The organism is Ekhidna sp. (assembly GCF_965228795.1).
Taxonomy (GTDB): Bacteria; Bacteroidota; Bacteroidia; order Cytophagales; family Cyclobacteriaceae; genus Ekhidna.
On sequence record NZ_OZ245839.1, the window covers coordinates 1,980,271 to 1,993,720 of the forward strand.

General features: G+C 41.4%; 13 protein-coding genes. 8 read left to right on the forward strand and 5 right to left on the reverse strand.

Translation table 11 applies throughout. From position 1 onward, the window contains the following. The first annotated feature begins 107 nt into the window (after positions 1–107). Positions 108–293, forward strand: coding sequence for a PLD nuclease N-terminal domain-containing protein (locus ACQK2H_RS08890; RefSeq protein ID WP_425391081.1), 186 nt, complete (start codon positions 108–110; stop codon positions 291–293). On the opposite strand, the gene ACQK2H_RS08895 is transcribed toward ACQK2H_RS08890, so the two are convergent. Then, on the reverse strand, positions 286–1,587 hold the full coding sequence (locus ACQK2H_RS08895) for an ATP-binding protein (protein WP_425391082.1): 1,302 nt from the start codon (positions 1,585–1,587) through the stop codon (positions 286–288). The genes ACQK2H_RS08890 and ACQK2H_RS08895 overlap by 8 nt on opposite strands. 114 nt (positions 1,588–1,701) lie before the next feature. Between ACQK2H_RS08895 and ACQK2H_RS08900 the strand changes: the two genes are divergently transcribed. From ACQK2H_RS08900 to ACQK2H_RS08915, 4 genes are all read left to right on the forward strand, one after another. Then, on the forward strand, positions 1,702–2,148 hold the full coding sequence (locus ACQK2H_RS08900) for a universal stress protein (RefSeq protein ID WP_425391083.1): 447 nt from the start codon (positions 1,702–1,704) through the stop codon (positions 2,146–2,148). Further along, entirely contained in the window at positions 2,129–4,498 is a 2,370-nt protein-coding gene (locus tag ACQK2H_RS08905; protein ID WP_425391084.1) for a heavy metal translocating P-type ATPase, read from the forward strand. The genes ACQK2H_RS08900 and ACQK2H_RS08905 overlap by 20 nt, the downstream gene beginning before the upstream one ends. A gap of 135 nt (positions 4,499–4,633) precedes the next feature. Next, positions 4,634–6,229 (forward strand): 7TM diverse intracellular signaling domain-containing protein, encoded by a 1,596-nt coding sequence (locus ACQK2H_RS08910; RefSeq protein WP_425391085.1) that lies wholly within the window; start codon positions 4,634–4,636, stop codon positions 6,227–6,229. Positions 6,230–6,325: 96 nt separating this feature from the next. Further along, on the forward strand, positions 6,326–6,787 hold the full coding sequence (locus ACQK2H_RS08915; protein ID WP_425391086.1) for an OsmC family protein: 462 nt from the start codon (positions 6,326–6,328) through the stop codon (positions 6,785–6,787). 1 nt (position 6,788) lies between these two features. Here the strand turns inward: ACQK2H_RS08915 and trxA are convergent, their stop codons facing one another. Genes trxA through ric form a run of 4 tightly spaced genes read right to left on the reverse strand, consistent with a single transcriptional unit; the run spans position 6,789 to position 9,707 of the window. After that, a complete protein-coding gene (gene trxA / locus ACQK2H_RS08920) occupies positions 6,789–7,085 on the reverse strand; it encodes a thioredoxin (RefSeq protein ID WP_425391087.1) in 297 nt (98 codons plus the stop codon). Positions 7,086–7,125: 40 nt separating this feature from the next. Further along, the gene (locus ACQK2H_RS08925) at positions 7,126–8,514 is read right to left on the reverse strand and encodes an MBL fold metallo-hydrolase RNA specificity domain-containing protein (protein WP_425391088.1); all 1,389 of its coding nucleotides are present in this window, start codon (positions 8,512–8,514) and stop codon (positions 7,126–7,128) included. Between the two features lie 4 nt (positions 8,515–8,518). After that, complete coding sequence (locus ACQK2H_RS08930) at positions 8,519–8,896, reverse strand: hypothetical protein (RefSeq protein ID WP_425391089.1); 378 nt, start codon at positions 8,894–8,896, stop codon at positions 8,519–8,521. A 58-nt stretch (positions 8,897–8,954) separates the two neighbouring features. After that, positions 8,955–9,707, reverse strand: coding sequence for an iron-sulfur cluster repair di-iron protein (gene ric / locus ACQK2H_RS08935; protein ID WP_425391090.1), 753 nt, complete (start codon positions 9,705–9,707; stop codon positions 8,955–8,957). A gap of 276 nt (positions 9,708–9,983) precedes the next feature. Here ric and ACQK2H_RS08940 point away from each other — a divergent pair, with 276 nt between their 5' ends. The 3 genes from ACQK2H_RS08940 to ccoN all read left to right on the forward strand — a co-directional run bounded on the left by ACQK2H_RS08940 (position 9,984) and on the right by ccoN (position 13,449). Beyond that, positions 9,984–10,703, forward strand: a complete 720-nt coding sequence (locus tag ACQK2H_RS08940; RefSeq protein ID WP_425391091.1) for a Cthe_2314 family HEPN domain-containing protein — start codon at positions 9,984–9,986, stop codon at positions 10,701–10,703. 386 nt (positions 10,704–11,089) lie between these two features. After that, positions 11,090–11,302 carry a cbb3-type cytochrome oxidase assembly protein CcoS gene (ccoS, locus tag ACQK2H_RS08945; RefSeq protein WP_425391092.1) on the forward strand — a complete coding sequence of 71 codons (213 nt, stop codon included), beginning with the start codon at positions 11,090–11,092 and terminating at the stop codon, positions 11,300–11,302. Then, positions 11,278–13,449 (forward strand): cytochrome-c oxidase, cbb3-type subunit I, encoded by a 2,172-nt coding sequence (gene ccoN / locus ACQK2H_RS08950; protein WP_425391093.1) that lies wholly within the window; start codon positions 11,278–11,280, stop codon positions 13,447–13,449. The genes ccoS and ccoN overlap by 25 nt, the downstream gene beginning before the upstream one ends. Position 13,450 lies beyond the last annotated feature (1 nt).

Consider the following 13,450-nt stretch of genomic DNA (forward strand, 5'->3'; position numbering starts at 1 on the left):
AGTTGACGCCAATTTACAAAAGACTGACGATAATCAGTTCCTGCGTTAAGGAAACTCAGCATAATTACGGGGTAAACCTTCTTAATTTGGTTAAAAGCAAAAATGTCATGAATTACTGGTTATACATATCACTATTCGCAGCAGCGATCGCTGTGTTTGCCATGGTTAATGTGCTGTTAGCACGCATGCCCAACAATAGGAAAGCGTTGTGGTTCACTCTGGTAGTAATTTTTCCAATAGTGGGTCCACTTATATATCTGCTAAAGAGAAAATCTACTGTGGAGGCTAGCTAAGTGGGAGAGTAAGCGTAAACGTACTTCCCTGACCTTCGGTACTTGTGAAGGAAATGTCACCTTTCAGCAAGTCTGCATACTTTTTTACAATATTTAAACCAAGTCCGGTTCCTTGAATGTTGGTGGCGTTTGCAGCTCGAAAGAAACGCTCGAACATTTTTTTCTGCTCTGCTTCCGGGATGCCTATCCCATGATCCACGATATGGATTTTTAAATTTTTGTCCTCCTCAAGATTAATTTCAATCGGATCTCCCTCGGAAGAATACTTACTCGCATTGGATATTAAATTGAATAAGATATTCTTCAGGATATGCTCATCAGTTTGGATAGTACGTGCTGTGCCTGACAATTTTATTTCCTGATCTTTCTTGAGGTTCTGACTCATATCTTCAATCGTCTCCTGCATCAGTTCCTCAAGGTTTACTTGAGCGAAGATTACTTTCTGAGCACCGCTTTCCAGCTTTTCCAGTGACAGAAAATCATTAAGAATGTTGGTAAGATTTTCTACGCTTTTCTTGATTCGGTTTATGTGTTTTTCCCGTGCTGTCTGCTGGTCCGATTCGGTATACTTCGCAATCAAATTAGCAGAAGAAAGTACGGTAGTGAGTGGGGTTCTGAATTCATGACTTGCCATGGATACGAATCGGGACTTTAGCTCACCCAGCTCTTTTTCTTTTTCAAGCGATTTTAAAATCTCTTGCTCAGCTTTTTTCAAATCCTCTAAACTTTGTTTAAGCGCCTCTTCTGCAAGTTTTCGCTCCTGAATCTGGCTCTGAAGCCCGAGGTTCATATGTTCCAGCTCACTTGTTCTGGCTTTCACTTTTCGCTCTAGCTCAGTCGTATATTCCTCCAATTTCTTACGTTGCTCTTCCAGCTTTCTTTCATTCTCTTTTCTTATGGATATATCAGTAATAAATGCAACCACAAGTTTCTCATCGTTATGTTGCATGTAGCTCAAGCTGATCTCCAGAGGGAATGATGAGCCGTCTTTCCTTAGCCCAGCTAAATCCCTACCGATACCCATACGTCTGGGTTCCGGGTGTTTGATGTAATTATTTCGATAATCAACGTGTTTTTTTTGAGATTTTTTGGGAACAAACTTCTCTACCTTTTGACCAATCACTTCTCCATCTTCATACCCAAACATCTCTCTTGCACGAGGATTGGCCATTACCACTTCACCGATGTGATTAAATAGCATAATACCTTCTCCGGAGCTTTTGAAAAGACTTTCTAGTAATTCTAGTCCTTCATTTGATACGATATCCTGACTGCCGATCTTCATTTTTCTCATTTAAACCAAAGTAAACTCAGTTTAGTCAGGTGACAAAATTCAAGGGTGATATTGACGAATGTCAATCTGCACAAGCATTCAGCACTCTAGTTTTGAATCTTAAATGAACTGCGCGTGATATCAAGTATACTCATCCCTACGGACTTTTCTCCTGCATCCTGGCAAGCGGCTCAGCTAGGAGTGGAGTTATCAAGAATTTACGGAGATGCAACCATCTCCTTTTTGCATATATATCCGATATCCTCAAAATACGCCCATAAAAACGGACCTAAAGTGAATGATAGTCAACTGGAAGAAGTAAAGCACCGGATGAATCAACTGTCGCATGATATCTCAGATCTTTCAGATGATCGTATTCAGAATGTGGTGTTGTCTGGAAACGTAGAAGAGACAATGATGCAGTTCATTAAAGATCATAACTTTGACTTAGTGATTGTGGGAATCAATAGTAATGGGCACGATAATGAGATTGGCAGTCATACCGTCAGAGTGATCAAGGAAAGCGGCGTACCAGTCATGATCGTTCCGAATCGAACTTCGCATGGAGCTATTGCAAGCTGAAGCACTTAAGTGTCACCATTGTGGAGACCCTTGTGACGAATCCATTCAGGCAAACGAATATCATTTTTGTTGCTATGGATGCCGGGCAGTCTATGAACTATTGGATCAAAGCAACCTCAACCAATACTACTCTGAAACCTCTAAAGAGAACAAATCTTTATCGGAACTAAAAGCTGAACGCAAATACGCTTTTCTTGATAATGAAGATATCCAGAAACAACTACTGCGTTTCAAAAGTGATGATGTATCAGTAGTCAAGTGGTTTCTACCGGGCATCCATTGCAGCTCATGTATCTATCTGCTGGAGCACTTGCCGAAACTGGATCAGACGATTATCAGATCAGAGGTGAATTTTGTGAAGCGTGAGGTGACGGTCACGTTTGATCACAATGAGAAATCGCTTAAGGACCTGGCAGTGTTGCTGTCACAACTGGGGTATGCACCGGGCATTTCACTCAGCAGTCTGGACAAAACCAAAAAGCAAGTTGCTAAGTCAAACATTGGAACCAAAGTGGCGGTGGCAGGTTTTTGCTTTGGCAATGCCATGCTAATGAGTATGCCGGAATACCTTGATCGGAATTTCCTTTTGACCGATGATTTTAAAACGGTATTCAATTGGATCAATTTTGCCCTGGCTTTTCCTGTGGTATTGTACGCTGCAAGTGATTATTTTCAAAAAGCCTGGAAGGGGATTCGATACGGTAATTTAAATATCGATGTGCCAATTGCTTTGGGTATACTCACACTCTTTGGGCGTAGTTCGTATGAGATCATTTCCGGTGTTGGGATGGGGTATGTCGACTCATTGGCAGGGTTGGTGTTTTTTCTTTTGATCGGGAAATGGTATCAAAGCAAAACCTATCAGGCACTTTCCTTTGATCGGGATTTCACTTCTTATTTCCCTGTGTCTGTCACCTGTCTCGTAGATGGAAAAGAAATTCAAAGACCGTTGAGAGAGCTTAAAAAAGGAGATGTAGTAGTCATTCACAATGATGAACTGATCCCGGCTGATGGTGTGGTGGTGTCCGGTCGGGGAAATATTGATTACAGTTTTGTTACGGGTGAGTCAAAGCCTGAACGCCGGTCTGAAGGCCAACAGGTATATGCCGGTGGCAGGCAAAAAGGAACGGAATTATCGATAGCGCTAAGCCAGACAGTTAATAATAGTGAATTGACAAGCTTGTGGAATACAGATTCATTCAAAAAGAAGGATCAGGCGGACTTACATACCTGGGTTGATAAAATCAGCAAGTATTTTACACTAACTATCATCGTTTTAGCTATTGCAACCGGTGTTTTTTGGTGGTTCAATGATGCGGCTTTGGTCTGGAATTCGGTGACTGCCGTCCTCATTGTTGCTTGTCCGTGTGCATTGGCACTGGTACTGCCTTTTGCCTATGGTCATGCAATGAGAAAGCTGGGAAGGGAGGGGCTTTATCTTAAAAACGCGGAGGTAATAGAGTTCCTGGCAAAAGTGGATTCGATTGTTTTTGACAAAACCGGAACACTCACCATGGTACAGGCAGGAATCACTTATCAAGGTGATGTGATTGAAAGTAAGGATATGCAGTGTTTGCGATCTGCCTTGGGTAATTCCGCACATCCTTTGAGTCGATTGATACACAATGAATTGCCATCGGTTGAAAAGCTACCGATTACTGAATTTAAGGAAATCACAGGAAAAGGATTTGAGGCAGAGGTAGAAGGAATTGATGTTAAGGTTGGTTCAGCCGATTTTTTGGAAATAAAGCCTGACGATTCACAAAACGAATCACGGGTTTATGTAAGAGTAAATGATAGGAACGGCTGCTTCATCATCAAATCAGCTTACCGTCCAGGAGTCTTTGATCTTCTTAAACAGCTGAGGGATCGATATAAGCTGACACTTTTGTCAGGGGATAATACAGGAGAGCAAAAGATTTTACAGCCGTATTTTGATGATCTTCACTTTGGTCAGAAACCACTAGACAAGCTGACTTACATCAAAGACCATCAAGCAAATCACCTGATGGTGGGGGATGGACTGAATGATGCGGGTGCCTTAAACGAGGCATCAGTAGGTGTCGCTATTGCGGAAGATATTCATCAATTTTCTCCGGCGTGTGACGCTATTCTTACTTCGGAGAAAGTCACCAGCATCCCGAAAGTTCTACACTTTTCACGGCGTGTGATTTTTGTTGTCTTTGTCGCTTTTGGTATTTCTTTTCTTTACAACATCGTTGGCCTTTCATTCGCCATGAGTGGACATTTGACACCTCTTATTTCGGCTATTCTGATGCCGATAAGCTCGGTGACTGTGGTGGGTTTTGTGACTTTGATGGTAGCGTGGTTTAGCAATCGATTGAATTGAATGATATTCAACTCAATTTCATAAAGATCCATCTATACTTTCTTAATGCTTGACTAAAAAAACCGAACCTTAAGGATAATTTTAAGGTTTGTTTTTGATGTAATTGTAGCTTGCAATCGACCATTTAGAATTTAAATGCATCTCAGCATAAAAACTGCTTTCTTTTTCATTGCTTTTTCTATCCTTTCCATTGGCGATTTATCTTCCCAAGAGGCAATAGACTTGGAGACATTTGATGGGGAGATGATCAATGCTAAAATCAGGGTTTACCACTCCTCTGAAACACTTTCCGGTATTGAAGCATTGGAGCAGATCAGGAAAGGAGCAATGCCAGAAACGAACCTGAAAATCAATGCAGGAATGACTTTTCCGGAGGATAGCTATTGGCTTACCTTCCAAATAGTAAATAGCGATAAGGAGTCGAAAGATGCATTTATTGTATTGGATTACCCTCAACTGGACTATCTGGATTTGTTTGAGGTGAGAGAAGACACTATCCATAATTTGTACCAGACAGGCGATCAATACGCGTTTGATCAGCGTCCCGTTTCAGCCAGGAATTTTGTCTTACCTGTTTCAATTTCCAATAGTGATACGGCGGAGTACCTAATGCATCTCCAGAAGTATAATTCCACCATGCGTTTTCCGATCTATGTATACGAAGCGGCCAACTATCAAAAGCAGTATTTCAATTCAAACCTGAAATACAGCCTTTACTTCGGTTTTATATTACTGATTTCAATCAGTGCCATGGCATTGGGTTTTATTGTTAATAAATCTGTTTTCAAGATTTACTCATTGTATGTGCTCTCTTTTGCTTTATGGTTATTTACCAGGTTGGGGTACAGTTACCAATTTTTAGTTTCTGAATTTCCAGAGTTTAATCGGCATTTGCTGGCTGCAGCAGGGCAATTAGCCATCATGATGCTGATATTTTATGTCAGATCGTTCTTTAAGACCAAAGAATCATTGCCACGATTTCATAAGGTTATGGATGTAGTCTTGATCATTTTTGTGATTGGTGCGATTACTTGGATTACCTGGCCGGATAAATATGTAGAATATGCAACTAACCTATTTCTTCTTAGGTATTCCTTGTTTTTAATAGCTGTGGTTTTTGCTTTCACTGCGGCTATACATCACCGAAAGGTTAATCGTTTCAAGTCACGAATGTTTTTGCTTGCATATTCGCTGTTTCTCTCAGCGATCGTTGGTAAAATCCTTATGGACTATGGATTATTCAGAGAAGATAAATTACTGTTCGATCCTATTCAGTTGGGCTTCTTAATCGAGGTGATTGTATTATCAATTGCAATGGGTGTAATACTGAAACAGACGCTTTCTAAGAGCAAAGAGGTGGTGCAAGAGCATGAGCAACTCAAACGTCAGATGGAGGTAAAAGAAGAGGTCATTCGAAATGGATACTTGAAACTTAATAGTAAGGCAGTTGTCTCCATAGATAATATCTCTTATATCAAATCGGACGATCACTACCTGGAGTTTTACTTTAAAGAAGGTCAAAAGGAGATCGACCGAAATTCACTGAGTCAGTTGGTAGATTCTCTTCCACCTAATTTCATTCAGACTCATCGAAGCTATGTTATCAATCTTAATCATGCACGGATATTGTTTGCTGATAGGGTGGTAATGAATGGAGGCGAGGAGGTCCGCCTTTCTCGTAGTTATAAGAAAAAATTCCAAGATCAATTGAATGGAATTAAAAGCAACTAGACTATTAGATGATCTAAATCTACCTTTCCAATGACCTAAATCATGAAATGGCTCCAGTCTTCAATCCAATTTTGCTTTGACAAAAAAGTAAACACAATGGACTCACACTTTTACAATGTAGACATCAATTGGAATCAGGATAGGAAAGGTGTAATGTGCTCGCCTGAGCTGAATAAAGAAGCTAATAGCTGCATCGATGTGGCTACTCCGCCGGAATTTCCGAAGGGCATTCCTGGCATCTGGTCACCAGAACACCTGTTTACTGCATCTGTCAGTAGTTGCCTAATGACCACATTTTTGGCGATCGCCGAAAATTCAAAACTTGAATTTGAAAACTTTAGCTGTCAGTCAAAAGGTAAATTGGAGAAGATAGATGGTAAGTTTTTGATGTCTCAAATTATACTGGAACCTACAGTTACCATTTACGATGAAAAGGAGAGAGAGCGAGCTGAGCGTGTGCTACAGAAATCAGAGAAAGCTTGCCTGATTTCCAATTCGATAAAGTCAGAGGTAATCATGAAGCCCATCATAAAGATAGTTGAGGTAGAAGCAGTTTAAATTAGCTCTCCTGGCTGATTGCCTGCTCCAGCATATGTTTGGGGATAGCCCCGGATTGCCTCCACACCTGCTGACCTTTCTTGAATAGAATGAATGTGGGAACGCCTCGAACTCCATACTTCTGTGCAGCAGCCGGGTTCTTATCAATATCTACTTTTATGATTCTAGCCTTACTGCCAATTTCAGTCTTTAGCTCCTCAAGAATAGGTGCCATGGTTTGGCACGGACCACACCAGGTGGCATGAAAATCTACCAGCACCGGTTGGTCACCATTAATTAATTCACTAAACTTTGACATTTCTTATAATTTTTAGTGTCCTCTTGAGCTTGTCGAAGGATTAAACATGATCAAAGAGTGTAAAAGTTTCCAGGTAGCCAGGGATTGTTACATTCCAACCTCTACCGTTCAGTCGCTCTTTTAATACTTCTGCTTGTTCCTCTTCGCCGTGGACCAGAAATGTCATTTTGGGTTGTTCATGGATGTGGGAGGCCCATTCAACAAGCTCATCCTGATCAGCGTGGGCAGAGAGGCCATCCAGTACGTGGATATTGGCCTTCACCGAAACATCTTCTCCAAATATCTTTACAGACTGTTCTCCATTAGCGATATCCCTTCCACGGGTACCTTCAGGCAGAAATCCTGTAAAAAGAACAATGTCCTGTTTATTTGGTAATCTGTGATAAAGGTGATGCAAAATCCGTCCACCGGTAGCCATACCACTGGCGGAGATTATAATTGCTCGATCTTTGATTGTGTTAAGTACTCTGGATTTACTTTGTTCTGTTACATAGTGAACAAATGGTGCATCAAAGATGTGATGCCCAAATTCGCTATCGCTGGAAAGTCGATGATACTTTGCATATTGTTTGTACAGTTGTGTTACACTGATTGCCATGGGGCTATCCACATATACCGGCCGGGATTTTATGTTTTGAAAGATCTTCCAGAGGTAGTAGAGCACGAGCTGTGTACGACCAACGGAAAAGGCAGGAATAACGATACAACCTCTTTTGTTGTCGCTTTCAATTATGAGTTTTCTTAGCTCATTCTCAAGATTTACATCTTTATGCTGTCTGGCACCATAGGTGGACTCTATAAATAGAACATCTGCCTGAGGCGGATTTTTAGGCGCTACATGTAAAGGGCCATCCATGGGTCCAAGATCTCCTGAAAACACAATGACTTTAACACCCTGACTGGTATAAATCTTCAGTTCTACACTCGCAGCACCCAAAATATGACCGGCATGAAAGAATCGAACTTCGATTTGATCATGTATTCGGAAAGGCCGGTCAAATGCATGAGCTTCAAAAGCATTGAGTGCCTCTGTGGCATCTCTCACCGTATAAAGAGGTTTTGCCGGGTTATGTTTGGAGTATCCTTTTCTGTTGGCAAAATCAGCTTCTTCTTCCTGTAGCTTCGCACTATCGGTTAGCAAGATCTCCGCGAGCTCTTGTGTAGGCTCAGTGCAGTGTATTTTTCCGCCAAAACCATTTTTGTAAAGGAGGGGAATGTATCCGGAGTGATCAATGTGGGCATGAGTGAGTAACACACAATCGATTTTTTCCGGATCAATTGGTAGTTCATCCCAATTTCGCAATCGCAATTCTTTTAAGCCTTGAAACAGGCCACAGTCAATCAATACATGGAAGTCATTGACCGTGATCAGGTACTTTGAGCCGGTCACTGACTTTGCTCCACCTAAGAATTTTACACGTATATCCATTGAGTTAGAAAAAACCGAAATATGAGAGTGCTAATCCAAAAAGCAAAATGGCCACCGTTAAGTACTTTCCATAGCGAACCAGGAGGACCCCTCTAAAGGTACGTATATACCCCGGCATTATTAGCAACATTATGCCTTTGACTAATGCGATCCATCCAACGATTGTAATGATCACACGCCAGTCACTCACCCAGAGGTTGTGGTAGGTAACCATTGCCATACCACTGGCCACAGCGATGAACCCACCCATCAATACAAAATCAATGCTTTCCGTAAGTCTACGGAACAGTAGAATGTAGCTTTCTCTGTATAAGAACATACCTAATCCAACAGCCAGGTAAATGACACCAAATGTACGGGCGAGGTAAATTGATAATTCCATGATCATTTATTTAGGATACTAAAATGATCAAAATTGCCTGTTTTGGAAATGATCCCCGTCAGGCGTTTATGTGATCTTTCTGACTGTGCCCAAATAGTTCTTTCTCCATTTCCAATGCCTTTGGGAATAAAATATTGTTCTCCAAATGTATATGCCTATGCAAATCTTCTTCAAACTCACGGAGCATGGCATAGCTTACTCTGTATGTATTGCATGCATGTGTTGGAGGGGAGTAATTGCCACTGAGTTTGGCTATCTCGCTAAAACGCTCACCCTCGTTAGCATGCTCCTCCTTCATCATGCGGATAGGGTTTTCAGCGGTTCCAAAGTGAGGAGCGTCTAACGGCTCTCCTGATGTTTTAGCTTTAGCCATTTTACGTATGAATGGAAATAATATCATTTCTTCCTTTTTCATATGCTTAGCCAATTCCCCGGATGAAGCTTCAAATAAGTCCCGGATCTTGATGAGTTCAGGGTTGTGTTCTCCATGAACAGCAGCGACTTTTTTTAAGTAAGTTTTTATTTCCGGTAGTCGCCTTTCTACATAAGTGTGATGTTTTTCAATGATATAATCAGCAAGGTCTTCAGGAGCAAGCTTTGCAATATAATCTGTGGATGTCCCAGAGTCATTCATCACTTCGTTCAACTCGTCTATTACTTCATTAATATTGATGTTTTTCAAATCACAGGCCTCTTCAATGGTACGATCACCATTGCAACAGAAGTCAATGTTTCTTTTTTTGAAAATGCTGGCTGTTCGGTAGTCTTTGGCTACTAATTCACCAATAATCTGTTGAGATGATATTGTCATAATGTTTTTTTAAATACAACTGCAATTCTCCTGAGAAAAGAGGAGTGTAGAAATGACAATCATCGTATAGATAGATGATGTTGGTCAGGATGAGTTTTTATTTGAGGTAACGATTCAATGTTTATGATAGACCCTGAACCAAGTTCAGGATGACCTTGAATATTTGAAACTGATATTTCTCCTTGAGCGTCATGCTGAACTTGTTTCAGCATCTTCTTCTCATTTCGAACGAAATGAGAATTTAGGATTGAATTAAATTGCAATTAGACTATGGATATGTCAGATGCTCTAGGTTGGTTGGACAAAACAAATTTTTGGAAGGAGTTTAGTTCTCGAATTGGGGATACACTTAAGAACTCTCTTTCTATAGATAAAGAGGGGAAACCTAAACATGTACCCTTTCACCAACGAAATAATAAAGATAAATGGACTCTAGAAATTTTTCAAAAAATTCAAATACTGTCATATCATCTTTACGATCTAAGAATCATTAAAAACTCAACTAAGCTAGATGGGATTGATGAATTTCTAAAAAGAAATAATGTCGAGTCTTATTACTTTCTTAAGTACACTTATGAAAATCATCAAATAAGGATTGTATCTACCTTGGATATTTGTTCGAAACTTGGTAACACAGTTTTTCAACTTGGCATTAAAGAGAGATACTGTAATTGGCTTCAATTTTCTAATAAACTAGGCAATGCACATTTTTCATCAAAAGTATTATTAGAATTTGCAAAAGAGTTAGATCAAAATAGAGGAGAGAGAAATTCTATTGTTCATTCTGGGGATTACGTCAATGAGATTTTGGATTGGTACGATACTTATTCTATTGATGAAGGATATTTAAGAGATAATTTATTAATAGAGTCTTTCAAAAAAAATCGAGATATTCAAAGTGCTAAGCTTGATGCTAAGATGCTAAAGGATACAGAAAAGTGTTACGAATACTCAGAACAATTTATCAACTCCTTATTAATTGCTTTCAAATCTTAACCAAAGAGTGGGTTCCGGGGTTCTTCCGGATTTGCAATCCGGGAGTGCTTGGTTGGTCGTCTGAGACGACATTGGAATAGATGGCAGCATCACTGTGAGGGAATAAAGATTAATGGCCAGACTTAACTTTTCCTTTGAAGCAGGAGATAGGTATGGATTTCTCACTTCGTTCGAAATGACACTTTCTCTATTGCGTCATGCTGGACTTTATAAGGAGGCAACACATATCCATGACTTTGATTGTCCTTTCATTTTCATTAATTTTTAATTTCAATTAGCGGGAGGTGTACATTGGTGTAATTGAGGGTACCTGATAAAAATCAGTAACCTGACTAACACCCCTCATGAACCAGCCTGCGACACTCCGCTAATCTTGTCATCGAATTATGAGTGTCATATTTATCCTCATTGCATGTAGCCTGTTATTGGCAGGCAGCTTCCTTGCAGCGTTCTTATGGGCGTCACGGTCGGGACAGTTTGAGGATGACTATACACCATCCGTTCGGATCCTCTTTGACGAGGAAGGACCTTCGGTCCAAACAAATAGTAAGAGTAGTAATAAATCGAGTGACCAATGTCAGAAAACAACGAAAAAGTAGGTCTGGAGACCTTTCACTATGACAACACCACGGTTCGAAATTTCCTGATCGCAACAACGATCTTTGGAATTGTCGGCATGTCGGTGGGCCTTCTTGTTGCATGCCAGTTCGTGTGGCCGGAAGCCAACTTCGGATTACAATACACCACCTTCGGGAGAGTAAGGCCACTGCATACCAATGCGGTGATTTTTGCTTTTGTGGGGAACGGAATTTTTGCAGGTGTGTATTATTCCCTTCAGCGATTGTGTAAAACACGGATGTACAGCGATCTGCTGAGCAAGATCCACTTCTGGGGATGGCAGATCATCATTCTGGCAGCAGCAATCACGCTTCCTCTCGGAATGACTTCCGGTAAAGAGTATGCAGAGCTGGAATGGCCAATTGATATTGCCATTGCACTGATATGGGTTGTGTTCGGTCTGAATATGTTTATGACCATCATCAAGCGAAGGGAGCGTCACTTGTATGTAGCCATTTGGTTTTACATCGCTACATTCGTGACGGTAGCCATGCTACATATCGTCAACTCTTTTGAGTTGCCGATCGACTTCATGAAGAGTTATTCATGGTACGCAGGTGTTCAAGATGCATTGGTGCAGTGGTGGTATGGCCACAACGCGGTGGCATTCTTCCTGACCACACCATACCTGGGTTTGATGTACTACTTCATCCCGAAAGCTTCAGGCCGTCCGATCTACTCGTACCGACTTTCGATCATTCACTTCTGGGCATTGATATTTATCTATATCTGGGCCGGCCCACACCACTTGTTATACAATGCGTTACCTGACTGGGCGCAATCATTGGGTGTGGTTTTCTCAGTGATGTTGATTGCTCCATCCTGGGGTGGTATGTTGAACGGCCTTTTGACATTGAGAGGGGCATGGGATAAAGTGAGAGAAGATGCGATTTTGAAATTTATGGTGGTTGCCATCACTTGTTATGGTATGGCCACCTTCGAAGGTCCGATGCTTTCATTGAAGAATGTAAATGCGATCGGTCACTTCACAGATTGGATCGTGGCTCACGTACACGTAGGTGGTCTTGGGTGGAACGGGTTCTTAACGTTCGCTATGCTTTATTATCTCATTCCAAAACTTTACGGGACGAAGCTTCACTCACAGAAGCTGGCCAATGTTCACTTCTGGATTGGTACGATGGGTATCTTATTCTATGCGATCCCTATGTACTGGGCAGGGTTTACTCAAAGCTTGATGTGGAAGCAATTCAACCCGGATGGAACGCTCGTTTACAGCAACTTCCTTGAGACGGTGACTCAGATCATTCCTATGTATGCGCTAAGAGCATTCGGAGGATTGCTATACTTAAGTGGTGTGTTTGTGATGGTATTTAACCTTGTTAAAACCGCACGTTCTGGCAAATTCCAGCCAAGCACTGAGGCTCAAGCTGCACCATTGATGAAAGACTACAAGCCAGAGAAGAGCGAACACTGGCACAGAAGAATTTTCGAATGGAAACCGGTAAGAATGCTCGTGTGGAGTTTGATTTTGGTCGCTATTGGTGGAGCTATTGAGATTATCCCAACATTCCTGATCCAAAGCAATGTGCCGACTATCTCTACTGTGAAACCATATACACCATTAGAGCTAAATGGAAGAGACATTTATGTGAGAGAAGGTTGCTACACCTGTCACTCACAGATGATTAGACCATTCCGTTCTGAGGTGATGCGATACGATCCGGCTGATCTCGAATATTCTAAAGCGGGTGAGTTTGTGTATGATCACCCATTCCAATGGGGTTCCAAGCGAACCGGACCGGACTTGCACAGAGTAGGAGGTAAATATCCGGATAGCTGGCACTTCTACCACATGCTGGATCCAACCAGTATGTCACCGGGATCAATCATGCCTCCATATCCGTGGCTCTTTGAGCAGGAGTGGGACAAGAAGCGAACCCCAGCTAAGATCAGAGCGATGCAGACATTAGGTGTGCCATATCCGGAAGGTTATGATCAGCAGGCGGTAGCAGATGCAGAGAATCAGGCAGCTTTGATCACGAAGGGACTCGAGCTGGAGGGCATTAAAATGAGCAGTGATGCTGAAATCATTGCGCTGATTGCATATCTGCAACGACTGGGAACAGATATTAAAAATGTGGAAGGCGTAGCAGAAGCCGGTGAATAAC

Excerpts from the sequence above, each read along its gene's own strand:
- ACQK2H_RS08890 (WP_425391081.1), top strand. The coding sequence starts at position 108 with ATGAATTACTGGTTATACATATCACTATTCGCAGCAGCGATCGCTGTG.
- ACQK2H_RS08940 (WP_425391091.1), top strand. The coding sequence starts at position 9,984 with ATGTCAGATGCTCTAGGTTGGTTGGACAAAACAAATTTTTGGAAGGAG.
- ACQK2H_RS08930 (WP_425391089.1), bottom strand. The coding sequence starts at position 8,896 with ATGGAATTATCAATTTACCTCGCCCGTACATTTGGTGTCATTTACCTG.
- ric (WP_425391090.1), bottom strand. The coding sequence starts at position 9,707 with ATGACAATATCATCTCAACAGATTATTGGTGAATTAGTAGCCAAAGAC.
- ACQK2H_RS08895 (WP_425391082.1), bottom strand. The coding sequence starts at position 1,587 with ATGAGAAAAATGAAGATCGGCAGTCAGGATATCGTATCAAATGAAGGA.
- ACQK2H_RS08905 (WP_425391084.1), top strand. The coding sequence starts at position 2,129 with ATGGAGCTATTGCAAGCTGAAGCACTTAAGTGTCACCATTGTGGAGAC.
- ccoS (WP_425391092.1), top strand. The coding sequence starts at position 11,090 with ATGAGTGTCATATTTATCCTCATTGCATGTAGCCTGTTATTGGCAGGC.
- ACQK2H_RS08910 (WP_425391085.1), top strand. The coding sequence starts at position 4,634 with ATGCATCTCAGCATAAAAACTGCTTTCTTTTTCATTGCTTTTTCTATC.
- ACQK2H_RS08925 (WP_425391088.1), bottom strand. The coding sequence starts at position 8,514 with ATGGATATACGTGTAAAATTCTTAGGTGGAGCAAAGTCAGTGACCGGC.
- trxA (WP_425391087.1), bottom strand. The coding sequence starts at position 7,085 with ATGTCAAAGTTTAGTGAATTAATTAATGGTGACCAACCGGTGCTGGTA.
- ccoN (WP_425391093.1), top strand. The coding sequence starts at position 11,278 with ATGTCAGAAAACAACGAAAAAGTAGGTCTGGAGACCTTTCACTATGAC.
- ACQK2H_RS08915 (WP_425391086.1), top strand. The coding sequence starts at position 6,326 with ATGGACTCACACTTTTACAATGTAGACATCAATTGGAATCAGGATAGG.